Below are 24,265 nucleotides of genomic sequence, written 5' to 3'. Positions count from 1 at the left end.
CCAGAACTACAACTGCCAGGAGAACGCCATGCTCACGCTCCACCATCTCAACAACTCGCGCTCGCAGCGTATCCTGTGGCTGCTCGAAGAGCTTGGCCTGCCGTACGAGATCAAGCGCTACGAGCGCAATGCCAAGACCATGCTCGCTCCGCCCGAGCTCAAGGCCGTGCATCCGCTCGGCAAGTCGCCGTTGCTGTCCGACGACGGCCTGGTGATCGCCGAATCGGGCGCGATCATCGAATACCTGCTCGAGCGCTATGGCAACGGCCAGTTCCTGCCGGCCACCGGCACGCCGGACTACCTGCGCTACCGCTACTGGCTGCATTACGCCGAAGGTTCGCTGATGCCGCTGCTGGTCATGAAGCTCGTGCTGTCGACCGTTCCGGGCCGCACGCCCGCGCTGATCCGGCCGATCGGCCGGGCCATCGTCGGCGGCGTCGAGCAGGCCTTTCTCGGCCCGCAGCTCAAGCTGCATCTCGATTACGTCGAGGCCGAACTCGGCAAGAGCCAGTGGTTCGTCGGCGATGAACTCACGGGCGCGGATTTCCAGATGAGCTTTCCGCTCGAAGCCGCGAGCGCACGCGCCGGCGGCGCCCAGCGTCCGCGCATCAAGGCTTTCGTCGAGCGCATCCAGTCACGGCCGGCGTATCGGCGCGCGCTCGAGAAAGGCGGCGCTTACAGCATTCTCGGTTAGGCCTCTTCCCTACCCGACGCTGCTTCGTAAAGCCCGAACTGCTTGAGCTTGCGATAAAGCGTCGCCCGAGCGATGCCGAGCGTGCGCGCAGTCGCCGAGACGTTTCCCGCATGACGAGCCAGCGCGAGGCGCACGGCCTCGCATTCGGCCTGCTCGAGCGATCCATTGGCCGACGAAGCGGCGACAGCGAACGTCGACGAGATTGTGGCAGGCAGATGCTCGATCTCGATCACGTCCTGTTCGCAGAGCGCGACGCCGAGGCGCAGGGCATGGCGCAGCTCGCGCACGTTGCCTGGCCACGCATGCTCGCGCAGTGCCTGCCTCGCTCGGGCCGATAAGCTGGGGGCTCGGCGCGCTCCGGATTCGAGAACCAGCAGCGTATCGATCAAGGCATCGATGTCGGCGCGCTGGCGCAGTGGCGGAAGCTCGACGCGCAATCCATTGATGCGGTAGTAGAGGTCTTCGCGAAAGCTGCCCTGGCTCACACGTTCGGCGAGATCGCGATGCGTCGCGCAGATCAGCGAGAACTGCAATTGAATGTTCTGCGAGCCGCCGAGCCTCGTCAGCTGCTGCTCCTGCAGAACGCGCAGCAGCCGGGCCTGCATTTCCAGCGGCATGTCGCCGATCTCGTCGAGGAACAGGGTGCCGCGATTGGCCTGCTCGAACTTACCGGCCATGCCACCACGACGTGCGCCCGTGAAAGCGCCCGGCTCGTAGCCGAACAATTCCGATTCGATCAGGCTGGCCGGAATCGACGAGCAGTTCACCGCGACGAAAGGCCCGTTGCGACGCGGCCCTTCGGCGTGCAGAGACTGGGCCAGCATTTCCTTGCCGGTTCCGGTTTCGCCGTTGATCAATATCGGCACATCATGAAAGAAGGCGCGACGTGCCATCGACAGCAGTGGCGCCACGGTCGGATCGACGTGCATCACGGGCGGCTGCTGCGCCCCGGCGGGCATCAGCACCGATCGGCCCGTCTCCGCGGAGGACTTGGCCGGATCGACGCGCGCTTGCAATCGCAAGCCGTTGGCGGCCTCGATCAGCATCGGCTCGCCCTTGGCACGACGCAGCCTGTCGACCACGTGCGAGAACGATTCGCCGAACAGATGCTCGAACATCCACTGCGGCGCTCGCTCCAGATCGAGCAATTGGCGCGCAGCCGGATTGGCTCCCAGCAACACGCCGTCTTCGGAAAACGACAGCAGGCCACGCAACGACGAGCCGCTGAATTCGGCGCTGTAATGAAGGCTCAGGCAGAACGTTCCGCCAAGCGCGGTCACCATGCGATTTTCGATCGAGCGTGCAGCCAGGGCGATCGCCTCGAGCACACCGATAGGGCGCCCGTCGTGCAGGCGCGAAGCATCGAGCGCTCCGATCAGCTGTCCCTTCGGATCGAAGATCGGCGCAGCCGCGCATGAGAACGGCCGCGCTTCTTCCAGGAAGTGCTCGCTGCCGCAGATCGCCACCAGCCGTCCGTCGGCGAGCGCGCATCCCGGACCGGTCGTTCCCGCGGTCCGCTCTCCGACGTTCACGCCCGGTCGAAACACGTTGCCGAGATCGCGGCAAGCCGGATTCGATTCCCCCAACGAACGCACCACGAAGCCACGCTCATCGACGCAGGCCACGACCCAGTTGGCGTTTTCGAGCACGCCGAACAGGCGCTGCATCTCGGGCTCCGCATGGTCGAGCAGTACGCGATTGCGTTCCTGCACACGGCGGCGGTCGCCGACCGACACGGCGTTGAAAAGCGCCCGGTCGGAGGCCAGCAAACCATTGCCGCGCGATCGCTCCCACGAGCGGAACACCGCATCCGAAACCAGTTGCTGCGGCACTTCCCTGCCGTCTTCGAACAAATTGCGCGCCAGCATAAGCCTGCGCTCGAACTCCGAGTCGTTGGTCCGCATCACTCCTCCAGTACATCGATCTACTTCAATACGGTGCGTCACCACACCTGTTTCGAAATAAAACAGTCGCTCTATGCATGGCCCTCTCGCGAGCCTTTTCTCGGCGACTTAACACCTTGATCTACCGCCATATTTAAACAGCGATCAAGGATTGAAAAAGCATGGCACAGAGACTGCCTAGTCTCAATCAGTCCAAAGGCGAATGCCTTGGATTCGAGGCTTCGTCAGAAAGCCTTGCGGGATTTATTCATAAGAACGAACTGGAGGGAAGCATCATGGATGCACCGATCAAAAGCAGCAGCCACACCTTGCTCAAAGCCATGCTGTGCGTCACGACGCTGCTGGCGGGCTCGCTCGCCAGCACGCTGGCGCAAGCCGTCGACGTCGATGCGGGCGACTACACCGCACTGCCCGACGGCACCAACCTTGGCCTGCTGTATTACCAGTACGCGACGCGCGATTCGATCTACGCCGACGGACACAAGGTGGCGAACAACGCGACGCTCGATTCCAACATCGGCATCGCGCGTGGCGTGCACTTCATGGACATCGGCGGCTACATCGTCGATCCGCAGTTCCTGCTGCCATTCGGCCAGCTCAAGGCCAAGGATGACATCAGCGCGCTCGGCGATGCGAGCGGGGTTGGCGATCTGATCCTCGCGGCTACGGTCTGGCTCGTCAATCAACCGAAGACCGACACCTACTTCGGCATCACGCCGTTTCTGTACCTGCCGATCGGCAGCTACGACAAGGACGATGCGCTCAACATCGGCGAGAATCGCTGGAAACTCGCGCTGCAGGCGGGCTACATCACCGGACTCACCGACAAGGTTTCGATCGATCTCGTCGGCGACGTGACCTTCTTCGGCAAGAACGACGAATACACCGCAGCCAAGGCGACGCTCAAGCAGGATGCGGTCGTGCAGCTGCAGGGCTTCCTGCGCTACAAGCTCAAGCCGACCTGGGATCTGCGCACCGGATTCTCGTATTCGTTCGGCGGCGAAACCGAAGTCGATGGCACCGATAGCGACGACAAGATCGAGACCGCCAAGTTCACCGTCGGCACCGCCTGGTTCGCATTGCCCACGTTGCAGCTGATCGCAAACTACGGTCGCGATCTGTCGGTGGAAAACGGTTTTCGCGAAGAAAACCGCCTCAACCTGCGTGCGCTCATGGTGTTCTGAGCGCCGCACATCAAGCACTAAAACAACACGAGGAGAAACGACATGAGGTTTGATCCCACCACGGGCTGGAGGGCCTTGCTCGGCCTGCGCAAACCCGCATTGGTGTTTGCGGCGCTGGCCTGCATGCTCGGCGCATCGATCAGCGCCGTCGCCGCGACGAGCACGGCCCAGAGCAAGATCATCGCCAACGCCGCCACCGGCAAGGAATGGCCGGCGAACGGACTCGATTACTCGGGCACCCGCTTCAGCCAGCTGCAGCAGATCAACGCCGACAACGTGAAGCGACTCGGCTTGGCCTGGTCCTACGATCTGGAATCGACACGCGGAGTCGAAGCCACGCCGATCGTCACCGGCGGCGTGATGTACGTGACCGCGTCGTGGAGCGTCGTGCACGCCATCGATGCGCGCAGCGGCAAGCGCTTGTGGACTTACGATCCGAAGGTGCCGCGCGAGAAGGCTTACAAAGCCTGCTGCGACGTGGTGAATCGCGGCGTCGCGGTCGAAGACGGCAAGGTCTTCGTCGGCTCGCTCGATGGACGGCTCATCGCGCTCGACGCCAACAACGGCAAGAAACTGTGGGAGCAGGACACCATCATCGACCACTCTCACGCCTACACCGTCACCGGTGCGCCACGGGTGTTCAAGGGCAAGGTGATCATCGGCAACGGTGGCGCCGAATTCGGCGTGCGCGGCTACATCACCGCCTACGACGTCGCGAGCGGCAAGCAGCGCTGGCGCTGGTTCACCGTGCCGGGCGATCCGTCCAAGCCTTTCGAGGACAAGTCGATGGCCAAGGCCGCCAAGACCTGGGATCCGAGCGCGAAGTATTGGGAGAACGGCGGCGGCGGCACCGTGTGGAATTCGATGGTGTTCGATCCCGAGCTGAACCTGATGTACGTGGGCACCGGCAACGGTGCGCCGTGGTCGCATCGCCAGCGCAGCCCGAACGGTGGGGACAACCTCTATCTTGCCTCGATCGTCGCACTCGACCCGGATACCGGCGCCTACGTCTGGCACTACCAGGAAACTCCCGGCGACAACTGGGACTACACCTCGGTGCAGGATCTGATCCTCGCCGACATCAAGCTCGACGGCAAAACCCGCAAGGTGGTACTGCACGCACCGAAGAACGGCTTCTTCTTCGTCATCGATCGCACCAATGGGCAGTTCATTTCGGCGAACAACTTCGTCGACGTGAACTGGGCCACTGGCTATGACACCAAGGGCCGTCCGATCGAAGTGCCCGAAGCACGCTCGCCCGACAAGCCTTTCGATGCGATTCCAGGGCCGTTCGGCGCGCACAACTGGCATTCGATGTCGTACAGCCCGATCACCGGCCTGGCCTATTTTCCGGCGCAGAACATTCCGCTGAACCTGGCCGAGGACAAGCGCTGGAAGGGCCACAACAGCAATGTTCCGGGCCAGCCCATGAGCGGCATCGGCTGGAACACGGCGATGCAAATTAACGCCGAGCCGCCCAAGAGCAAACCCTTCGGCAAGTTGATCGCCTGGGATCCGGTGAAGCAAAAGGCGGCCTGGACGCACGAGAACGTGGCACCGTGGAACGGCGGCACGCTGGTCACCGCAGGCAACCTCGTGTTCCAGGGCACGGCCGATGCTCGGCTGGTGGCTTACAACGCGACCAGCGGCGAACCGCTGTGGAATTCGGCGATGGGCACCGGCGTGATCGCGGCACCGATCACCTACGAACTCGACGGCAAGCAGTACGTGACGATCGCCGCAGGCTGGGGCGGCGTGTTCGGGCAATCGCAGCGCGCCTCCGAAGGCTCCACGCCGGGCACGGTCTACACCTTCGTCCTCGACGGCAAGGCGCCGCTGCCGGCGTTCGCGAAATATCAGCTCGGCTCGCTCGTCGCCGGCGTCGCCTACGACCCCAAGGACGTTGCGGAAGGCACCGCGCTCTACGTGAGCAACTGCGTCTTCTGTCATGGCGTTCCGGGCGTCGACAAGGGCGGCAACATTCCGAACCTCGGCTACGTCGACAAGGCGATCATCGAAAACCTCGACAAGTTCATCTTCGCCGGGCCGTTCGTGTCGAAGGGCATGCCCGATTTCACCGGCAAATTGCAGCCGGCCGACGTGCCCAAGCTCAAGGCCTTCATCCAGGGCACCGCGGACGCCGTCCGTCCGAAGGCTGCCAGCACCACGCCCTGAGCGAGGCCATCGGGGCGCGGGCAAATGCCTGCGCCCCGATGCGCAAGCTCATTTCCTCATTGCCACTGCGCGATCGATGCGCGAACCGAGAACACCATGTCCAATACGCCGAATACCGCGCTGCTCGGCAGCGGAGCCCGCGCATTCATCGACCGCCGCAATCATCCGATGCTGATCGGCGGCGCCTGGGTAGACGCCATCGACGGCGCCCGATTCGACGTGATCGATCCGGCCGACGAGTCGGTGATCGCCAGCGTTCCCTCGGCCGGTCGCGCCGACGTCGAACGCGCCGTACAAGCCGCCACGCTCGCGTTCGAACACGGCGCCTGGCCGAACCTGCGACCGGCCGAACGCCAGCGCCTGCTGCTCAAGCTGGCCGATCTGATCGAGCGCGATGCGCAAGTGCTCGCCGAGATCGAATCGGTCGACAACGGCAAGTCGGCAGTGGTCGCGCGTGCGGTCGACATTGCGCTGACCGTCGATTTCTTCCGCTACATGGCCGGCTGGGCCACCAAGATCGAAGGCTCCACCGTCGATGTCTCGGTGCCGTATGCGCCGGGCAGCGAATTCTTCGCCTACACGCGGCGCGAACCGGTCGGCGTGGTCGCCGCAGTGGTGCCCTGGAACTTCCCGCTGCTGGTCGCCACCTGGAAGCTCGCGCCCGCGCTGGCCGCAGGCTGCACGGTGGTGCTCAAGCCGGCCGAGCAGACGCCGCTGTCGGCGATCTATCTCGGACGGCTCATCATCGAAGCCGGCTTTCCGACCGGCGTCGTCAACATCATCACCGGTGACGGCCCCAACGCGGGCGCACCGCTGGTTTCGCATCCGGGCATTCACAAGATCAGCTTCACTGGCTCGACCGAAGTCGGCAAATCGATCGGCCGTGCGGCGATGGACAACATGACGCGCGTGACGCTCGAGCTCGGAGGCAAGTCGCCGATGATCGTGCTCGACGATTGCGACGCCGATGTCGCGGCCCAAGGCGCGGCCAACGCAATCTTCTTCAACCACGGCCAAGTCTGCTGCGCGGGCTCGCGCCTGTACGTGCCCAAGCGGCTCTACGACCGCGTCGTCGATGGCCTTGCCAGCCACGCCGCCGCCTTGCCGATGGGCTCCGGGCTCCAGCCGCAGACGCAGCTCGGCCCGCTGGTTTCGCAGGAACAGCTCGATCGCGTCTGCCATTACATCGAGCTCGGCCGCCAGCAAGGCGCGCGCATGCTGACGGGTGGCGCACGCGCCGACCGCACCGGCTACTTCGTTCAGCCAACCGTGTTCGCGAGCGGCGATGAATCGCTGCGCATCGTGCGCGAAGAAATCTTCGGGCCGGTCGTGGTCGCCCTGCCCTACGACGATCTCGACGAAGTCGCGCGCCGTGCCAACGACACGCCGTTCGGACTCGGCGCGAGCATCTGGTCCAGCGATCTGTCGCGCGTGCAACGGCTGGTGCCCAAGCTCAAGGCCGGCACGGTCTGGGTCAATTGCCACAGCATGCTCGATCCCGCGGTACCCTTCGGTGGCTACAAGCTCTCGGGCTTCGGTCGCGACATGGGACGCGTCTCGCTCGAGGCCTACCTGGAAACCAAGTCGGTGTTCATGAAGATCTGAGATCGCGCATGACTCGAATCGAATCCCCGATGCCCGATGCAGCACTGAGCTACGTGCGAGGGCAAACCGATGTGCCGCTGCTCGAAATCAGCATCGGCGCAGCCTTCGACGCCACCGTGCGCCGGCATCCCGATCGCGAGGCGCTGGTGGTCCGTCACCAGCGCCTGCGCTGGACCTGGGCCGAACTCGGCGAGCGCGTCGATCGCGCCGCCGCGCAACTGCTGGCACACGGGCTGGAGCCCGGCGATCGGGTCGGCATGTGGTCGCCGAATTGCGCCGAGTGGGTGATCGCGCAATTCGCGACCGCCAAAGCCGGGCTCATCCTCGTCAACATCAACCCGGCTTATCGCCGACACGAACTCGAATACGCGCTCAGGCAAGTCGGCTGCAAGGCTTTGATCCTCGCTGCCGCGTTCAAGTCGAGCGACTACCTGGCGATGCTGCAAGACCTCGCGCCCGAGCTCGCGCAGTGCGCGCCCGGGCAACTGCATGCTGCGCGATTGCCGCAGCTGCGCCTGGTGATTCGCCTGGGCGACGAAGTGTCGCAGGGCATGCTCGGATTCTCGTCCCTGCTGAGCGAACCGACGGCCGAAGCACGTGCGCGACTCGACGCGATCGCGAGCACCGTCGATGCGCGAAGCGCGGTGAACATCCAGTTCACCTCGGGCACCACGGGCTCGCCGAAGGGCGCGACGCTCACGCATCGCAATATCCTCAACAACGGTTACTTCGTCGGCCGCGCGATGCGCCTGACGCACAACGACAAGCTCTGCATTCCGGTGCCGCTCTATCACTGTTTCGGCATGGTGATGGGCAACCTCGCCTGCGTCACGCACGGAGCCTGCATGGTGTTTCCGGCAGATTCCTTCGACGCCGCATCGGTGCTGCAAACCGTGCAGGACGAACGTTGCACCGCCTTGCATGGTGTGCCGACGATGTTCATCGCCGAACTCGATCACCCCGACTTCTCGCGCTACATGCTCGACAGCCTGCGTACCGGCATCATGGCCGGAGCGCCGTGTCCGATCGAGGTCATGCGCAAAGCCATCGACCGCATGCACCTGCGCGAAATCACCATCGCCTACGGCATGACCGAGACTTCTCCCGTGAGTTTCCAGAGCGCCACCGACGATCCGCTAGAGCGCCGTGTCTCCACCATCGGCCGCGTGCAACCGCACCTGGAGGTCAAGGTCGTCGACGAAGACGGCAACACGCTTCCACGCGGCCGGCGCGGCGAGCTGCTGGTACGCGGCTACTCGGTGATGCTGGGCTACTGGAACGACGCGGCCCGCACGGCCGACGCGATCGACATCGACGGCTGGATGCGCACGGGTGATCTCGGGCTGATCGACGAGGACGGTTACGCGAGCATTCTCGGCCGTGCCAAGGACATGGTGATTCGCGGCGGCGAGAACGTATACCCGCGCGAGATCGAAGAATTTCTCTATCGCCATCCGCGCGTCCGCGACGTACAGGTGGTCGGCGTGCCTGACGCCAAGTTCGGCGAAGAGCTTTGCGCCTGCGTGATCGCGCAGCCTGGCGAGGCGACCAGCGAAGACGACATTCGCGCTTTCTGCCGCGGAGAAATCGCGCATTACAAGATTCCGCGCTACGTCGTTTTCGTCGACGAATTCCCGATGACGGTGACCGGCAAGATCCAGAAGTTCGCCCTGCGCCAGGCGATGAGCGATCGACTGGGCCTGTCCGGGAAACCATCGGACGGCCGTGCCTCATGAATCGAATCGATCTGAAGACAATGCAATACGGAGCCGACTTGAGCGCACTCGACGCCTTTCTCCAGGCTCGCGATTTTCTGCTGCAGCATCGCGAGGACTACACCGCCGCCAAGCGCGATTTTCATTGGCCGGCCTTGACCCACTTCAACTGGGCGCTCGATTACTTCGACGCACAGGCCCTAGGCAACCCTGCGCCTGCGCTGTGGATCGTCGAAGAGGACGGCAGCGAAGCCCAGCTCTCGTGGGCACAGATGTCGGCGCGCTCGAATCAGGTTGCCAATCATCTGCGCGGGCTCGGCGTGCAGCGCGGGGACCGCGTGCTGATCATGCTGCCGAACCACGTCGCACTGTGGGAAACCATGCTCGCGGCGATGAAGCTCGGCGCGGTGATGATCCCGGCCACGCTGCTGCTGTCGCCTGAAGACCTCGAAGACCGGCTCGATCGAGGCAAAGCCCGCTACGTGGTCGCGAGCGCCTCGCAAACCGCCAAGTTCGCGCCATACGCGGGCCGCTTCACCGGCATCAGCGTCGGCGGCGACTCGGCCGGCTGGCAGCGCTACGAGAACGCCTACGACGAGGCCGCCGACTTCACGCCCGATGCACCGACGCCTGCGGACGATCCGGTGCTGCTGTACTTCACTTCCGGTACGACATCGAAGCCCAAGCTCGTGCTGCATACGCATGCGAGCTATCCGGTCGGCCACCTGACGACGATGTACTGGATCGGTCTGCGGCCGGGCGACCTGCACTACAACATCAGCTCGCCGGGTTGGGCCAAGCACGCCTGGAGCTGCTTCTTCGCGCCCTGGTCGGCCGGCGCGACGATCTTCATCTACAACTACAACCGCTTCGATGCGCCGGCCGTACTCGACGTGCTCGTGCACTGCGGCGTGAGTTCGCTGTGCGCCCCGCCGACGGTGTGGCGCATGCTCGTGCAGCAAGACCTCGCTGCGTATCCAGTGAAGCTGCGCGAACTGATCGGTGCCGGCGAGCCGCTGAACCCCGAAATCATCGAGCGCGTGCGCTCGGCCTGGAAGCTGACGATCCGCGACGGCTTCGGCCAGACCGAAACCACCGCGCAGATCGGCAACACGCCGGGCCAGCTGCTCAAGGCCGGTTCGATGGGCCGTCCGCTGCCCGGCTGCAACATCGCCCTGCTCGATACGGACGGAAACCTCGCCGAGGAAGGCGAAATCGCCATTGCACTCGAACCGCGCGCAGTCGCGCTCATGCGGGGCTACATCGACGATCCCGGGAAGACCGCCGCCGTCATGCGCAACGGCTACTACCGCACCGGGGACGTCGCAAGTCGCGACGCCGACGGTTACTACACCTACGTCGGCCGCGCAGACGACGTCTTCAAGTCGTCGGATTACCGTATCAGCCCGTTCGAACTCGAAAGCGCGCTGATCGAACATCCGGCCGTCGCCGAAGCGGCCGTGGTGCCGAGCCCCGATCCGCTGCGTCTGTCGGTGCCGAAGGCCTTTCTGCTGCTGCGCAACGGCTACCAGCCTTCGGCCGAACTCGCGGCCGACATCCTGCGCTTCGCCGCGACGCGCCTCGCTCCGTACAAGCGCATACGCCGCCTCGAGTTCTACGACCTGCCCAAGACCATCTCCGGCAAGATCCGGCGCGTCGAGCTGCGACGCATGGAGCTCTCACGCAATGGCGATACGCGGCGCGAACTCGAGTTCTGGGAGCAGGACTTCAGCGGCTCGAGCTGAGCTCGTCTAAAGCGAACACGCGGCGCCATCGATCGAACGCGGCAACACCAGCCGCGCTTCGACGTCGCTGCCGCAGCTGCGCGAGCCTTCGGGGCGGAGAAGGGATCGCCGAGCCGCAGCAGCGACATCACACCAGGCATCGTCGCGATGAGGCGGGCCGGCCGGCGAGCGTCGCGCTCACGAGTCGTCATCGACACGGGTGTTCACCAGACGCTCTGTTAAAATCGCGGCATACGCCCAAGACCGCGCAAGCACGAACCGCAGCGGCTCGAAAACTACGGGCTTCATCATCGCGAGCTCCGCCCATGAGCAGTGAGGAAGGCACCGACGGCATCTTCGCCCCGCTGCGGCAAGTGACGTTCCGCAATCTGTGGCTCAGCAGCACGGTGTCGAACACCGGCAGCCTGATCCAGGGCGTCGGCGCCGCCTGGGCGATGGCGAGCATCTCGACGCCCGATCACGTGGCCCTCGTGCAGACGGCGACGTTTTTACCGGTGGCCCTGCTCGCCTTGCCTGCCGGCGCCCTCGCCGACATCTACGACCGGCGCAAGGTGCAGATCGCCTCGCTGTCGCTCGCGCTCGTCTGCGGCGTGCTGATGACGCTGGCCTCGCTGTTCGGCTTCATCACGCCGTGGGTGCTGCTGGCCTTCTGCTTTCTGGTCGGCGGAGCGGGCGCGCTGTCGGCGCCGGCGCGCGGAGCCTCGGTCGGCGAGCAGGTGCCCAAGAACCTGCTGCCGCAGGCAGTCGGGCTCAACAACATCAGCTACAACCTCGCGCGCAGCATCGGGCCGGCGCTCGGCGGCCTGATCGTCGCCGCATTCGGGGCGACGATGGCGTTCGCCTGCAACGCGGTCTCGTATCTGCCGATGCTGTTCTCGCTGCATCGCTGGAAGCGCGTCGGCGAAGTCTCGCGGCTGCCGCCCGAGGGTATGACGCGCTCGATCAGCTCGGGCCTGCAGTACATCGTCAACATGCAGCCCGTGCGCAGCACGGTGATGCGCGCCTTTATCACCTGCTTTCTCGGCGGCGCGCTGCATTCGCTGATGCCGCTGATCGCGCGCGACCTGCTCGGCGGCGATGCGAAGACCTTCGGCCTGCTGCTCGGATTCTTCGGTGTCGGCGCGGTGTCGGGCATCTTCGTGCTGCAGCCGCTGCGCACCAGGCTCGGCAACGAGTACACCATCCGCGCCTGCAGCCTGGTGCTGTCGGCCACGCTGCTCGTGCTGTCGCTGAGCCACAGCCTGCTGCTCGACTTCGCAGTGCTGCTCGCGGCCGGCGCCGCCTGGATGGTGGCCACCACGACCTTCAGCGTGGCGATCCAGCTCACAGTGCCGCGCTGGGTCATGGGCCGGGCGATCGCCACGTCCAGCGCCTCCACCTCGCTCGGCATCGCGATCGGCGCCTGGCTCTGGGGCGTGGTCACGCGCGATCACGGGCTTTCGATCGCCCTGCAGCTCGCCGCGGCGGCGCTGCTGCTGTCTCCGCTGCTCGGCTACGTGTTCGGCGTCTCCAACCGCAACGCGAGCACCGAACTCGACGAAAGCCGGCTCGCCGATCCCGAGGTCAAGCTCGGCATCAGCGGGCGCAGCGGGCCGATCAGCATCGAAGTGCAGTACCGCGTGCCGTACGAGCAGGCGCGCGAGTTCTACCACCTCATGCGCCAGGTGCAGCGCGTGCGCACGCGCAACGGCGCTTACGACTGGTCGCTCTCGCGCAACATCGGCGCGCCAGAGCAATGGTCCGAACGCTTCCGCTGCCCGACCTGGGACGATTACCTGCGCCAGCGCTACCGGCGCACGCTCGAAGACAGCGCCCTGCATGCGCAAGCGCATGCGATGCACGCGGGCGAAGAGCCGATCAAGGTGCTGCGCTGGCTCGATCGTCCATCGGGCTCGGTGCGCTGGCGCGAGGATGCGCCCGACCACGGCGACGACACCCTGCGCATCCAGGGCCACTGAACGCGCGCATCGCGGCCGGTCAGCTCTTGCGGTCTTCCACGAGCGGCGGCTCGGCGCGCGTGTCGAGCGGCTTGATCTCCGCGGCCGCGACGCCGGCCCAGGCACGGATCTGCGCCGCGTTTTCCTCGACGAGCCGATGGCCTTCCTTGATCGCTTCCTTGGCACGGTGGAAATCCATCAACGCGAAATCCTCGAGCATCGGCACCAGCGTGAGCTCGGGCGGATCGCCGGCCATGCGGCTGCGCGTGATGCGGTCCTGCATGATGTTGACGCTCGAAGCCATGACGTCGAACACGCTCGGATGCTCGTCGCTGCTGCTCAGGAAGTATTCCGTCGCACGCTGCCAGAAGGTCTTGTCCGAGCGCGCGCTGGCTTCTTCCAGGCCTTCCTTCTGGCTCGCGATCGAAACATGCGCCCCGACGAGCTGCGCGTTGAGATTCACCGCGATGACGATGTCCGCGCCCATCGCACGCGCGGCCGACACCGGCACCGGGTTGACGAGCCCGCCGTCGAGCATCCAGCGGTCGCCGTATTTCACCGGCGAGAACACGCCCGGAATCGCGCAGGAGGCACGCGCCGCCGGCAGGATCGGGCCCTTGCTGATCCAGACTTCGCGTCCGGTCTTCATGTCGGTGGCGACGCTGACGTAGCGGCGTTCGAGGTCTTCGATATTGGGGTTCTTGTGCTTCTCTTCGAAGAAGCCGAACAGGCGCTGGCCTTTGACCATGCCGCCCGAGAGCGTGAAGTCGAGCAGGCTGAAGACGTCGCGCGAGGTCAGCGTCTGCACCCATTCGGAGAACTCGCCGAGTTGCCCGGCCGCATAGACCGCGCCGACGAGCGCACCGACCGAAGTTCCGGCGATCACCTGAGGACGAATGCCGATCTTCTCGAGCCCTTCGATGACCCCGATGTGCGCCCAGCCGCGCGCCGACCCGCTGCCCAGCGCCAGGCCGATGACCGGACCCTTGTGGTTGACCGTAACCGCGCGCTGCTCGCTCATCCGCTTCCCCTTCATCTCCACGTCGAAGGCCCCGCCCAGAGCGCTGGACGGGGCCTTCTTGCACTACGGCTCAACGATTCTAGCGCCGCGGCTCGGACGCCGCGCCGGCTCAGTCGCTGGCCTTCACTCCGAGCTCGTTGTGGACGTCGACGACGCCCTTGATGCCCTTGACCGTCTTCTCGGCCAGCGCCACCTGGGCTTCGTTGTCGACCTTGCCGCTCAGCGTGACGACGCCGGCGGTGGTTTCGACGTGGATGTCGGTGGCGCTCAGGTCGCGATCGGCCGCGAGCTTGGCCTTGATCTTGGTAGTGGTGGCCGCGTCCTTGGTATTGGCGGCCGCCTTGTCCATCGCGCTGGGCTGGCCGGTTTCGGCGGCCAGCACAGACATCGGCATCGCCGCGGCGGCGGTCAAAGCGGCAGCCATCAAAACAGTCATCTTGTTCATGAGGGGCACTCCTGGATCAGTATTTTTATCGTGACTTCCTGTCACGCTCGCAGGGTGCAGCAGCGCACTGAGCCGGATCTGAATTCCGGACCGCATGATTCAGGCCTCGCTCAGAACAGTGGCGGTTGCTCGGGCGCGTCGGAGAGCTCCGAGGCGTCGCAGAAATTGCCCAGGCCGACGCCGACGAGCCGGTAGAGCCGATCGGCCGGAAGGTTCACGCGATCGCGCAGTTCCACCGCGATGTTCGCGAACTGTTCGAGAGATTCGGGTGGGCGGCCCGGCGTGAGGCTGCGCGTGAGAATGTGGAAGTCCGCGGTCTTGAGCTTGAGCACCACGGTGCGGCCGATGCGCGAGGTCTTGCGCGCCGCGTTCCAGGCTTTCTCGGCCAGGCGGCGGATATGCGGCTCGAGCTCGGCCAGTGGAATGTCCTGCTCGAAGGTATCTTCGGCCGAGATCGACTGCGTTGGCCGATCGGGCTTGACCTCGCCGTGGTCGATGCCGAGCGAGAGCTGATGCAGGCGCAGGCCGTAGCGACCGAAGCGCGCTTCGAGCTCCGCCGCGCTGTGCAGGCGCAGGTCGCCGACGCTGCCGATGCCCATCCCGGCGAGCTTGCCTTCCATGACCTTGCCGACGCCCGGCAAGCGGCCCACCGGCAGCGGCGGCAGCACGCGATCGATGTCGCCGGGCCGGATCACGAACAGGCCATCGGGCTTGTTCCAATCGCTCGCGATCTTGGCGAGGAATTTGTTCGGCGCGACGCCGGCCGAGGCCGTCAGCGCCAGCTCTTCGCGAATCTGCTCGCGGATGCGCTGGGCGACCGCGGTGGCGGTCGGCAGCTCGGTCTTGTTGTGGGTGACATCCAGATAGGCCTCGTCTAGCGAAAGAGGCTCGACGAGGTCGGTATGGCGCATGAAGATCTCGCGCACCTGCTTCGATACCGCGCGATACCGCGTGAAATCGGGCGGGATGAAGATCGCGTCGGGGCACAGTCGCTCGGCGCGCACAGCCGGCATCGCCGATCGAACCCCGAACTTGCGCGCCTCGTACGAGGCCGCGCAGACCACCGAGCGCCCGCCGCGCCAGGCCACCACCACCGGCTTGCCGCGCAGCGAAGGGTCATCGCGCTGCGCGACCGACGCGTAGAACGCGTCCATGTCGACGTGGATGATCTTGCGCTGCGCAGGCGGCGATGCACTCATGCCTGCATCGTAGCCGCAGAAAAGCGAAAGCCGGTGGAAAGCGCGCTTCCACGCCTTCCACCGGCTCGTGACAAGCCTTCAGCGCCTCAGTACAGCAGGCGCGTCTTGAGCGTGCCCGGAATCGCCGCAAGCCTGTCCTTGAGCGCCTCGGCCTGCTCTTCGGAGGCCGAGACGTCGATCACCACATAGCCCACCTGCCCGGCCGTCTGCAAAAACTGCGCGTCGATGTTGACCGCCTGGTCCGAGAACAGGTTGTTGATCTGCGTGAGCATGCCCGGCATGTTGCGGTGGATGTGCAGCAGCCGGCGGCTGCGCGGGTGCTCCGGCAGCGACACTTCGGGGAAGTTCACGGCCGACAGCGTCGAGCCGTTGTCGCTGTAGCGCACGAGCTTGGCCGCCACTTCGAAGCCGATGTTCTCCTGGGCCTCCAAGGTGCTGCCGCCGATGTGCGGCGTCAGGATCACGTTCGGCAGATTCTGCAGCGGCGACACGAAGGCCTCGGCATTGCCCTTGGGCTCGACCGGGAACACGTCGACCGCCGCGCCACCCAGGTGCCCGCTCTTGATCGCCTCGGCGAGCGCCTCGATGACCACCACCGTGCCGCGCGAGGCGTTGATCAGCAGCCCGCCCCGCTTCATCGCCGCGAGTTCCGGCGCGCCGATCATCCACTGCGTGCCGGGCGTCTCGGGCACATGCAGGGTGACGATGTCGCTCTTGCCGAGCAGCTCGTGCAGCGAACCCACCGGCTGCGCGTTGCCGAGCGCGAGCTGGGTCTCGATGTCGTAGTAGATCACGCGCATGCCGAGGCTCTCGGCCAGCACGCCGACCTGCGTACCGATGTGGCCGTAGCCGACGATGCCGAGCGTCTTGCCGCGCACCTCGAAGCTGCCGACCGCCGACTTCGACCAGCCGCCGACGTGGCACTGCCTGTCCTTCTCGGGAATCCGGCGCATCAGCATGATCGCCTCGGCGATCACGAGTTCGGCTACCGAGCGCGTGTTCGAGTACGGCGCGTTGAACACCGGAATGCCGCGCGCCTGCGCCGCGTCGAGCGCGATCTGGTTGGTGCCGATGCAGAACGCGCCCACCGCCATCAGCCGGCGCGAGTTCTGGAACATCTCGGCCGTCAGGTTGCTGCGCGAACGGATGCCGACGATGTGCGCCGACGCCACCGCCTTGGCCAGCTCGGCTTCGGGCAGCGACTTCTCGTGGAATTCGATGTTGGTGTAGCCGGCCGAGCGGAAGGTATCGAGCGCCGTGCGGCTCACGCCCTCGAGCAGCAACACCTTGATGTCCTGTTTGGGAAACGAGGTCTTTTTCATGGCTCAACGATGCCCTGGCAACCGCGACGCTCCCGATCGGAGGTCGTACGGGGCGCGCATATTGCCAGAGGGGGACCGGCGAGGCCATTGGACGGAAGGTCCAGGCCAGGACCGCCCGCAGCGTAAGGCGCTTGCGGCCTGCTAGGCGGCTGCCGCCACCCGCGCGAGCTTGGGTTCCTGCGTGCTCGGCGCCTGGCCCGGAGCGATGCCGCGCGGCGTCGCGGGCTCGGTCACGGGCTCGGCGGCCGGCCCGTCGCCTTCCGGCGCCTGGGCGGTTTCCTCCACCGGAGCGACCAGACTCTCGTGCACGAAACGCAGCTTCTCGATCACGCGCGGCGTGATTATGAACGGGTAGCTGTCGGCCTGGCCGAGGCTGCGCGTGAGGTTGTTGAGCGCGTAGGTCAGCGACAGCCAGTCCTCGATCATCTGCTTGAAGTCGCGCTGCGGCAGCGGCCCGTGATCGGGCTTGAAAGTGGGCTCGTCGTCACGCTTGGGTTTAAGCCTCAGGCCACAGGCGGCCGCGGTGTCGAGCGAATCGATCATGTGCAGGTAGTGGGCCCAGGTTTCGGCCCAGTCTTCCCAGGGATGCGAACTCGCGTAGTGGCTGATGAACTCCTGCGTCCACTCGCCGCCGGCCTGCTTTTCGTAGTGCTGCTTGAGCGCGGTCGCGTAATCCTGGCGCTCGTCGCCGAACAGCTCGCGAAACGCCTCGATGCGCGTGCTGTCGCGAATCAGTTCGTCCCAGTAATAGTGACCGACCTCGTGGCGAAAATGGCCGAGCAGCGTGCGATACGGCTCGTGCAGCGACAACCGCCGCTTCTCGCGTTCGAGATCGTCCGCTTCGGCCACATTGATGGTGATGACGCCTTCGTCGTGCCCCGTGAGCACCGGGCCCGCCGTCGCCAGTTCGTCGCTCAGGAAATCGAAGGCCAGGCCGTGCTGCGGATCTTCGCGCCGGCTACGCAGGGAAAGCCCGAGGTCGAGCAAGCTGTAGACCAGACGACGCTTGGCGGTCTCGAGCTTTCCCCAGGCTTCGAGGCTGCCCTCGATATCGAGATTCGGAAGTACGCGCGTCAGCCGGCAGGACACGCACAGTGTCTCGTGATCATCGGCGGGCACGGCCCAATTGCAGACCTGGTGCTGCAGGTAATTCGCGCATAGCCGGTAGTGCTGGTTCTTCGAGCGTGGCGCCATCGATACCCAATGGTCACCCTCGTGCGGATCGAGCGTCGCGAGCTCGAGCGTATCGGGAAGAAACGCGAGCGCATGACCGCAGTTGGTGCAATTGGTATTTTCGAAGAACACCGTTTGCTGGCAGTTCTGGCAGTGAAAGACTTTCATGGCGCTCTACAGGGAATAAAAGGCTGGAAACGGGAACCCGGCGCCCGGCCAGGATGAGCTTGCTGTATGGTGCAGCGCACGCTCACGACAACGGCTGAACGCGTCGGTCGCGATACTGCGCAGCCGAGCTGATCAAAACATGAATCCTATCTCCGAAGCGAACGACGCGGCCGAAGAACTCAGCAGCCAGCGCTTGCTGGGCGCCGACGATCCTGCTCCCGTGTGGATCGAAAACGAGCGCGGCGGCTCGCCTTTCGTGCTGATCGCCGATCATGCGGGTAATCGCGTTCCATCGCTGCTGAACGGGCTCGGACTGCCGCCGCACGAGCTCGAGCGCCACATCGCCTGGGACATCGGCATCGCCGGCCTCGCGCAGGCGCTCTCTCAGGAACTCGACGCAGCCTGCATCGCCCAGCCCTATTCACGTCTCGTCATCGACTGCAATCGACGTCTCGACGCAAAGGACAGCATCGCCCAGACCAGCGATGGAACCCGCATACCGGGCAACGTCGGGCTCGCGCGCGAACAGATCGAAGCGCGCCGACGCGAAATCTATCTGCCGTACCACCAGCGCATTGCGACACTCCTCGACTCCCGCGCGCAACGCAGCACCGCCTTGGTCCTGCTGCACAGCTTCACGCCCGTATTCGGCGGCACTGCGAGGCCCTGGCATGCCGGCGTGCTCTACAACCGCGACGATCGTCTGGCGCGACCGCTGCTGCAGGCCTTGTCGGAGCAGAACGACTTCGTCATCGGAGACAACGAGCCGTATTCGGCCCAGGACGGCACCGACGTCGCGCTGATCGATCACGGGGAAGCGCGCGGATTGCCCGTGGTCGAACTCGAAATCAGACAGGACTTGATCGCGGATGCTGACGGCCAGCGGCTGTGGGCCACTCTACTTTGCAAAGCGCTGAATCGCATCGACCTTCCAACCGAGACCGGACACTTCAGTTCCAGGCAAGCTCGGGAAGCCAAGATTCGCGCCTGTCAATTGACTGATGGACCGCCCCCGCGGTCGATCGAAAGGACTCGATCATGCTGATCCGACTCGGTTACGAAATCATTTTCCAGTGCCCGCAACCCACGCCGATGGTGTTGCATCTCAGCGTCGACCAGGCACGCGCTCGTGATCTCACGAAGCCCGATCTGATCGTCACCGAGCCGCCGATTCCGGTAACCCAATACCCGGACAGCTTCGGCAACCTGTGCACTCGGCTGCTCGCTCCGGCCGGTCGCCTGAGGATCACTGCGGACACGATCATCCGCGACTGCGGGCTTCCCGAGCCGGCGGTGCTCGATGCGCGTCAGGTTCCGGTCCAGGAGTTGCCGCCCGAAACGCTGATGTATCTGTTGCCGAGCCGGTACTGCGAAAGCGACCTGCTTTCGCAGACCGCGTGGCAGCTGTTCGGGCACATTCCCGAAGGATGGGCTCGCGTGCAGGCCGTCTGCGACTGGGTACACGAGTCGATCCAGTTCGGCTATCAGTACGCCCGCCCGACCAAGACGGCGTTCGAAACCTTCACCGAGCGCCAGGGTGTCTGCCGCGACTACGCGCATCTGGCGATCGCGATGCTGCGCGCGCTCAACGTGCCGGCCCGCTATTGCACGACCTACCTCGGCGACATCGGCGTTCCGCCGGTCGATGCGCCGATGGACTTCGCGGGCTGCCTCGAAGCCTACGTCGGCGATGCCTGGCACTTCTTCGATCCGCGCAACGGCGCGCGCCGCATCGGCCGCGTACTGATCGCGCGCGGACGCGATGCGGCCGATGTGGCGATCAGCACCTCGTATGGCGCCGCGTATCTCGAAAGCTTCAAGGTCTGGACGGACGAACTGCCCGAAACAGAGTACGCAGCCGCCGCTTGATCGCGAACCGCCATCAGCGGAAAAAGCTGCAGACAAAAAAAGCCGGTTGGCGCGCGAACGCCAACCGGCTTTTTCGTTTGATCAATGCATCAGCCGTTGTGTATGCGCGCGACGAGGGCGTCGGTGAAAGCCTTGGTGTTCGCGCTACCGCCGAGATCGCCGGTACGAATCTTGTCGATGTTGAGCGTCTCGTCGATGGCCTTGCGCAGGCGCGTCGCCTTGTCGTTGAGCTTGACGTGGTCGAGCATCATCGCCGCGCCGAGCATCAGCGCGATCGGGTTCGCAATGCCCTTGCCCGCGATGTCCGGAGCCGAGCCGTGCACTGCTTCGAAGACCGCCGCGTCCTCGCCGATGTTGCCGCCTGGCGCCATGCCCAAACCACCGACGAGACCGGCAACGAGATCGGAGATGATGTCGCCGAACAGATTCGTGGTCACGAGCGTGTCGAACTGCCAGGGATTCAGCACGAGCTTCATCGAGCAGGCATCGACGATCGCCTCGTTCATCTCGATCTTGCCCTGATACTTGGCTTTGTAGAGCTTGCGCGCCTCGTCGAGGAAGATGCCCGTGAGCGCCTTCATGATGTTGGCCTTGTGCACGATCGTGACTTTCTTGCGGCCGAGCGCGATCGCGCTTTCGAACGCATACTCGAGCAGGCGCCGCGAGCCCTGGCGCGTGTTGACGCCCGTTGCGATCGCGACCGCCTCGGGATCGCCGTCCATCGGGATGAAATGCTCGTAGCCCATGTAGAGGCCTTCGACGTTCTCGCGGAACACCAGCAGGTCGATGTTCTCGTAGCGGCCGCCCGGGACGATGGTCTTGGCCGGCCGCACGTTCGCGTAGAGCTTGAACGCTTCGCGCAGGCGCACGTTGGCGGAGCGATATCCACCGCCGGACGGCGTCTCGAGCGGCCCCTTGAGCGCCAGGCGCGTGGAACGGATGGAATCCATCGTGGCCTGCGGCACCGGATCACCCGCCGCCTGCATGCCCGCGAGCCCCGCAACCTGCCAATCCCATTCGAACGGCGCGTCCAGCGCTTCGAGTGCGGCGAGGGTCGCCTGCATGATCTCGGGGCCGATACCATCACCTGGAATGAGAGTTGCGCGAATAAGATTGCTCATGAGGTTTCTTGATTTATCTGTGGATACTTCAAAACTTTAACGCTGCAGGCTTGCAAAATCGAACGGGAAATTCCTATGCAACCGATCGGAAAAACCTGCCTCACTGCGATGTTCGCCCTCATCGCGACGGCATCCGCTGCGATCTCCGCAGCGGCTCAAGGCGCCAAACCGCCGACGACGGGCGAGATACTCGACAACAGCAAGGCAAGCGATTGGCGCACGCCGAACGCCGTGGATCTACTGATCCTCACGCTCGACGACGGCGCCCGCGTGGTGATGGAACTGGCACCCGCGTTCGCGCCGAATCATGCGGAGAATCTTCGCGCGCTCGCGCGCGAGCATTACTTCGACGGTCTTTCCATCATGCGAGTTCAAGAGAATTACGTAGTGCGATGGGGCGATCCCGATGGCGACAAGCGCGAGATCAAAAACGCCAAGCGCACGCTGCCTGGAGAATTCTTTCGTTCCGCGAGCGGTCTGAACTTCAGCGCATTGCCCGACGCCGACGTCTATGCGCCGGAGGTCGGCTACGTCGATGGTTTTCCGGCTGCGCGCGATCGCAAGCGCGGCCAGGCTTGGCTCGCGCACTGCTACGCCGCACTCGGCGTCGGCCGCGCGATGACGGCGGACAGCGGCGGCGGCACCGAGCTTTACGTGGTCATCGGCCATGCGCCGAGACATCTCGACCGCAATATCACGCTCGCGGGCCGCGTGCTGCAGGGCATGGAGCACTTGAGCGTGCTGCCGCGCGGCAGTGGAGCACTCGGTTTCTACGAGAAGCCCGAGCAGTACGTGAAGATTCGCTCGCTACGCCTGGCGGCCGGCCTGCCCGAGAGCGAGCGTGTCGCGCTGCAGGTGCTGCGCACCGACACGCCGACGTGGCAAGCCTACGTCGAGACACGACGGTTCCGTCGCGATGCCTGGTTCATCGAACCCACCGGCCATGCCGATGTCTGCAACGTCGGCGTGCCGGTCAGGCCGGCGCAGTAAGCCCGGCAGCGATTGATGGATTGCTAGCGACGCTTGTTCTTCGGCGGCGGCGTGCCTTCGAACTTGCTGATTCGCAACTGGCGGCCACAGACCCAGGTTTTCTGCAGATCGCGGAAGACCGAGCGCGGCATGCCGACCGGAAGATCGATGGTGCTGTAGTCGTCGTAGATTTCGATGCGGCCGATGTGCTGGCTTTCGAGGCCGGCTTCGTTGGCGATGGCGCCGACAATGTTCGACGGCTTCACGCCATGCTGATGGCCGACCTCGATGCGGAAGGTCTCGCTGTCCTCGTCCGCCGGCTTGGGCTTGCGCGGCTTGTCGGCGCGATCCTGCGGCCTGTCCGGCGAGGCCTTGCCGTCCCGGTCGGCGCGCTCGCGCAGCTTGGCCGACATCGGAAACGACGAAGCCGCCGGCGGCTGCGAAGCGCGTGCCTCGCGCGACGGAATGATGCGGATCTCCGAGCGGCGCTCGGGCTGCGCGGGCTCGTCGGCGGCCATCAGCAGCGGACGATCGCCCTGCACCATCGAAGCCAGCGCGGCCGCGATGTCGATCAGCGCGGCGCCCGACTCGGTCTCGATCTCGGCGAGCACGCTGCGGAACACTTCGAAGCTGCCGTTGGCATCGCGATCGTTGCGAGCCTTCTCGACCGCTTCGGTCACCGACTGCTTGAAGCGCTGCACGCGGCGGCGATTGATGACTTCGCTGCTCGGCGCCGCGATCGCCTCGATCGGCTGGCGCGTGGCGCGCTCGATCGCCTTGAGCAGATGACGCTCGCGCGGCGACACGAACAGGATCGCATCACCGCTGCGGCCGGCACGGCCGGTGCGGCCGATGCGGTGAACATACGATTCGGTGTCGGTCGGAATGTCGTAGTTGACGACGTGGCTGATGCGCTCGACATCGAGGCCGCGCGCGGCGACGTCGGTGGCGACGACGATGTCGAGCAGGCCGTCCTTGAGCTTGGCGATGGTGCGTTCGCGATCACCCTGCTGCATGTCGCCGTTGAGCGCCGCGGCCGAGAAACCGCGCGCTTCGAGCTTGTCGGCGAGCTCGGTGGTCGCCGCCTTGGTGCGCGCGAACACGATCATCGCATCGAAGGTCTCGGCCTCGAGGAAGCGTGTCAGCGCCTCGATCTTGTTCATGCCGCTGACCATCCAGTAGCGCTGGCGGATGTTGGTCGCGGTAGTGGTCTTGGCCTTGATGCTGATCTCGACCGGATCGCGCAGGTAGGTCGTCGCCACGCGGCGGATCTGCGAAGGCATGGTGGCCGAGAACAGGGCGATCTGGCGCTCGGCCGGGGCCTGCTGCAGCACCCATTCGACGTCTTCGATGAAGCCCATGCGCAGCATTTCGTCGGCTTCGTCGAGCACGAAATGGCGCAGGCCTTCGAGCTTGAGCGAACCGCGCTTGATGTGGTCGACCACGCGTCCGGGCGTGCCGACGACGACGTGCGCCCCGCGCTTGAGACCGCGCAGCTGCGGCTCGTAGCTCTGGCCGCCATAGATCGGCAGCACGTGGAAGCCCGGCAGGCAGGCGGCGTAGGTCTGCAGCGCCTCGGCGACCTGGATCGCGAGTTCGCGCGTCGGCGCGAGGATCAGCGCCTGAGGTGAGGACTGCTTCAGGTCGAGCTTCGACAGGATCGGCAGTGCGAACGCAGCGGTCTTGCCGGTGCCGGTCTGCGCCTGGCCCAGAACATCGCGGCCCTCGAGCAGCGGCGGGATGGTGCGCGCCTGGATGGGGCTCGGCGATTCATAGCCGACACGAGACAAGGCCTCGAGCACCGGTGCCGCGAGCTGCAGATCGGCAAAGCGGACGGTCTGGGCCGCAGAGAGGGATTCGTCGGTTGGCTGAGTAGCCATGAGGGGTCCTGGCGTGACGCGGCGCGGCATTGTACTCGCTTGCGCCCTTGACGTTTCCAACTCGCCGCGAAAGCCCTACAGAAGCATGCGCGGGGGCCGATAAGGCGAGCAGGCGGTTCAGACCGATACAAGCCGCCGT

18 protein-coding genes are annotated in these 24,265 nt (G+C 65.1%); 10 read left to right on the top strand and 8 right to left on the bottom strand.

What is annotated here, in order from left to right:
* Positions 1-28: 28 nt before the first annotated feature.
* Complete coding sequence (locus tag AC3WUM_RS09400) at positions 29-694, top strand: glutathione S-transferase (protein WP_492409973.1); 666 nt, start codon at positions 29-31, stop codon at positions 692-694.
* Here the strand turns inward: AC3WUM_RS09400 and AC3WUM_RS09395 are convergent.
* Positions 691-2,598 carry a sigma-54-dependent Fis family transcriptional regulator gene (locus AC3WUM_RS09395; RefSeq protein WP_492409972.1) on the bottom strand — a complete coding sequence of 636 codons (1,908 nt, stop codon included), beginning with the start codon at positions 2,596-2,598 and terminating at the stop codon, positions 691-693. The genes AC3WUM_RS09400 and AC3WUM_RS09395 overlap by 4 nt on opposite strands.
* Before the next feature lie 275 nt (positions 2,599-2,873).
* Here AC3WUM_RS09395 and AC3WUM_RS09390 point away from each other — a divergent pair, with 275 nt between their 5' ends.
* The 6 genes from AC3WUM_RS09390 to AC3WUM_RS09365 all read left to right on the top strand — a co-directional run bounded on the left by AC3WUM_RS09390 (position 2,874) and on the right by AC3WUM_RS09365 (position 12,980).
* Positions 2,874-3,782: a transporter gene (locus AC3WUM_RS09390; RefSeq protein ID WP_492409971.1), complete on the top strand. Its 909-nt coding sequence runs from the start codon at positions 2,874-2,876 to the stop codon at positions 3,780-3,782.
* Positions 3,783-3,824: 42 nt separating this feature from the next.
* Positions 3,825-5,957 carry a PQQ-dependent dehydrogenase, methanol/ethanol family gene (locus tag AC3WUM_RS09385; RefSeq protein ID WP_492409970.1) on the top strand — a complete coding sequence of 711 codons (2,133 nt, stop codon included), beginning with the start codon at positions 3,825-3,827 and terminating at the stop codon, positions 5,955-5,957.
* 96 nt (positions 5,958-6,053) lie between these two features.
* Positions 6,054-7,562 carry an aldehyde dehydrogenase family protein gene (locus AC3WUM_RS09380; RefSeq protein WP_492409969.1) on the top strand — a complete coding sequence of 503 codons (1,509 nt, stop codon included), beginning with the start codon at positions 6,054-6,056 and terminating at the stop codon, positions 7,560-7,562.
* An 8-nt stretch (positions 7,563-7,570) separates the two neighbouring features.
* Positions 7,571-9,298, top strand: a complete 1,728-nt coding sequence (locus tag AC3WUM_RS09375; RefSeq protein WP_492409968.1) for an AMP-binding protein — start codon at positions 7,571-7,573, stop codon at positions 9,296-9,298.
* Between the two features lie 38 nt (positions 9,299-9,336).
* Complete coding sequence (locus tag AC3WUM_RS09370; RefSeq protein ID WP_492409967.1) at positions 9,337-11,022, top strand: AMP-binding protein; 1,686 nt, start codon at positions 9,337-9,339, stop codon at positions 11,020-11,022.
* A gap of 305 nt (positions 11,023-11,327) precedes the next feature.
* The gene (locus tag AC3WUM_RS09365; RefSeq protein WP_492409966.1) at positions 11,328-12,980 is read left to right on the top strand and encodes an MFS transporter; all 1,653 of its coding nucleotides are present in this window, start codon (positions 11,328-11,330) and stop codon (positions 12,978-12,980) included.
* A 19-nt stretch (positions 12,981-12,999) separates the two neighbouring features.
* Here the strand turns inward: AC3WUM_RS09365 and rssA are convergent, their stop codons facing one another.
* The 5 genes from rssA to AC3WUM_RS09340 all read right to left on the bottom strand — a co-directional run bounded on the left by rssA (position 13,000) and on the right by AC3WUM_RS09340 (position 18,287).
* On the bottom strand, positions 13,000-13,980 hold the full coding sequence (gene rssA / locus AC3WUM_RS09360; protein ID WP_492409965.1) for a patatin-like phospholipase RssA: 981 nt from the start codon (positions 13,978-13,980) through the stop codon (positions 13,000-13,002).
* 109 nt (positions 13,981-14,089) lie between these two features.
* Entirely contained in the window at positions 14,090-14,425 is a 336-nt protein-coding gene (locus AC3WUM_RS09355; protein WP_492409964.1) for a BON domain-containing protein, read from the bottom strand.
* Positions 14,426-14,535: 110 nt separating this feature from the next.
* Positions 14,536-15,624: a DNA polymerase IV gene (gene dinB / locus AC3WUM_RS09350; RefSeq protein WP_492409962.1), complete on the bottom strand. Its 1,089-nt coding sequence runs from the start codon at positions 15,622-15,624 to the stop codon at positions 14,536-14,538.
* A gap of 86 nt (positions 15,625-15,710) precedes the next feature.
* Entirely contained in the window at positions 15,711-16,946 is a 1,236-nt protein-coding gene (serA, locus tag AC3WUM_RS09345) for a phosphoglycerate dehydrogenase (protein ID WP_492409961.1), read from the bottom strand.
* A gap of 141 nt (positions 16,947-17,087) precedes the next feature.
* Positions 17,088-18,287 carry a zinc-binding metallopeptidase family protein gene (locus tag AC3WUM_RS09340; protein WP_492409960.1) on the bottom strand — a complete coding sequence of 400 codons (1,200 nt, stop codon included), beginning with the start codon at positions 18,285-18,287 and terminating at the stop codon, positions 17,088-17,090.
* A 139-nt stretch (positions 18,288-18,426) separates the two neighbouring features.
* Here AC3WUM_RS09340 and AC3WUM_RS09335 point away from each other — a divergent pair, with 139 nt between their 5' ends.
* Both AC3WUM_RS09335 and AC3WUM_RS09330 read left to right on the top strand, forming a co-directional pair.
* Entirely contained in the window at positions 18,427-19,332 is a 906-nt protein-coding gene (locus AC3WUM_RS09335; RefSeq protein WP_492409959.1) for an N-formylglutamate amidohydrolase, read from the top strand.
* On the top strand, positions 19,326-20,156 hold the full coding sequence (locus AC3WUM_RS09330; RefSeq protein WP_492409958.1) for a transglutaminase-like domain-containing protein: 831 nt from the start codon (positions 19,326-19,328) through the stop codon (positions 20,154-20,156). The genes AC3WUM_RS09335 and AC3WUM_RS09330 overlap by 7 nt, the downstream gene beginning before the upstream one ends.
* Before the next feature lie 89 nt (positions 20,157-20,245).
* Here AC3WUM_RS09330 and AC3WUM_RS09325 read toward each other — a convergent pair whose 3' ends face one another.
* Entirely contained in the window at positions 20,246-21,277 is a 1,032-nt protein-coding gene (locus tag AC3WUM_RS09325) for an isocitrate/isopropylmalate dehydrogenase family protein (protein ID WP_492409957.1), read from the bottom strand.
* A gap of 75 nt (positions 21,278-21,352) precedes the next feature.
* Here AC3WUM_RS09325 and AC3WUM_RS09320 point away from each other — a divergent pair, with 75 nt between their 5' ends.
* Entirely contained in the window at positions 21,353-22,267 is a 915-nt protein-coding gene (locus AC3WUM_RS09320; protein ID WP_492409956.1) for a peptidylprolyl isomerase, read from the top strand.
* Positions 22,268-22,290: 23 nt separating this feature from the next.
* Here the strand turns inward: AC3WUM_RS09320 and AC3WUM_RS09315 are convergent, their stop codons facing one another.
* Positions 22,291-24,126: a DEAD/DEAH box helicase gene (locus AC3WUM_RS09315; RefSeq protein ID WP_492409955.1), complete on the bottom strand. Its 1,836-nt coding sequence runs from the start codon at positions 24,124-24,126 to the stop codon at positions 22,291-22,293.
* Positions 24,127-24,265 lie beyond the last annotated feature (139 nt).

Source organism: Hydrocarboniphaga sp. FW305-C-57, assembly GCF_058783045.1.
The sequence above is the reverse complement of the archived record's forward strand: the minus strand, read 5'-3'. Positions and strand labels throughout refer to the sequence as shown.

What these genes read in the sequence shown, in the direction of transcription:
- AC3WUM_RS09390 (WP_492409971.1), top strand. Translation starts at nt 2,874, where the DNA reads ATGGATGCACCGATCAAAAGCAGCAGCCACACCTTGCTCAAAGCCATG.
- AC3WUM_RS09365 (WP_492409966.1), top strand. Translation starts at nt 11,328, where the DNA reads ATGAGCAGTGAGGAAGGCACCGACGGCATCTTCGCCCCGCTGCGGCAA.
- AC3WUM_RS09325 (WP_492409957.1), bottom strand. Translation starts at nt 21,277, where the DNA reads ATGAGCAATCTTATTCGCGCAACTCTCATTCCAGGTGATGGTATCGGC.
- AC3WUM_RS09375 (WP_492409968.1), top strand. Translation starts at nt 7,571, where the DNA reads ATGACTCGAATCGAATCCCCGATGCCCGATGCAGCACTGAGCTACGTG.
- rssA (WP_492409965.1), bottom strand. Translation starts at nt 13,980, where the DNA reads ATGAGCGAGCAGCGCGCGGTTACGGTCAACCACAAGGGTCCGGTCATC.
- AC3WUM_RS09395 (WP_492409972.1), bottom strand. Translation starts at nt 2,598, where the DNA reads ATGCGGACCAACGACTCGGAGTTCGAGCGCAGGCTTATGCTGGCGCGC.
- dinB (WP_492409962.1), bottom strand. Translation starts at nt 15,624, where the DNA reads ATGAGTGCATCGCCGCCTGCGCAGCGCAAGATCATCCACGTCGACATG.
- AC3WUM_RS09320 (WP_492409956.1), top strand. Translation starts at nt 21,353, where the DNA reads ATGCAACCGATCGGAAAAACCTGCCTCACTGCGATGTTCGCCCTCATC.
- serA (WP_492409961.1), bottom strand. Translation starts at nt 16,946, where the DNA reads ATGAAAAAGACCTCGTTTCCCAAACAGGACATCAAGGTGTTGCTGCTC.
- AC3WUM_RS09315 (WP_492409955.1), bottom strand. Translation starts at nt 24,126, where the DNA reads ATGGCTACTCAGCCAACCGACGAATCCCTCTCTGCGGCCCAGACCGTC.
- AC3WUM_RS09335 (WP_492409959.1), top strand. Translation starts at nt 18,427, where the DNA reads ATGAATCCTATCTCCGAAGCGAACGACGCGGCCGAAGAACTCAGCAGC.
- AC3WUM_RS09355 (WP_492409964.1), bottom strand. Translation starts at nt 14,425, where the DNA reads ATGAACAAGATGACTGTTTTGATGGCTGCCGCTTTGACCGCCGCCGCG.
- AC3WUM_RS09400 (WP_492409973.1), top strand. Translation starts at nt 29, where the DNA reads ATGCTCACGCTCCACCATCTCAACAACTCGCGCTCGCAGCGTATCCTG.
- AC3WUM_RS09330 (WP_492409958.1), top strand. Translation starts at nt 19,326, where the DNA reads ATGCTGATCCGACTCGGTTACGAAATCATTTTCCAGTGCCCGCAACCC.
- AC3WUM_RS09380 (WP_492409969.1), top strand. Translation starts at nt 6,054, where the DNA reads ATGTCCAATACGCCGAATACCGCGCTGCTCGGCAGCGGAGCCCGCGCA.
- AC3WUM_RS09340 (WP_492409960.1), bottom strand. Translation starts at nt 18,287, where the DNA reads ATGAAAGTCTTTCACTGCCAGAACTGCCAGCAAACGGTGTTCTTCGAA.
- AC3WUM_RS09385 (WP_492409970.1), top strand. Translation starts at nt 3,825, where the DNA reads ATGAGGTTTGATCCCACCACGGGCTGGAGGGCCTTGCTCGGCCTGCGC.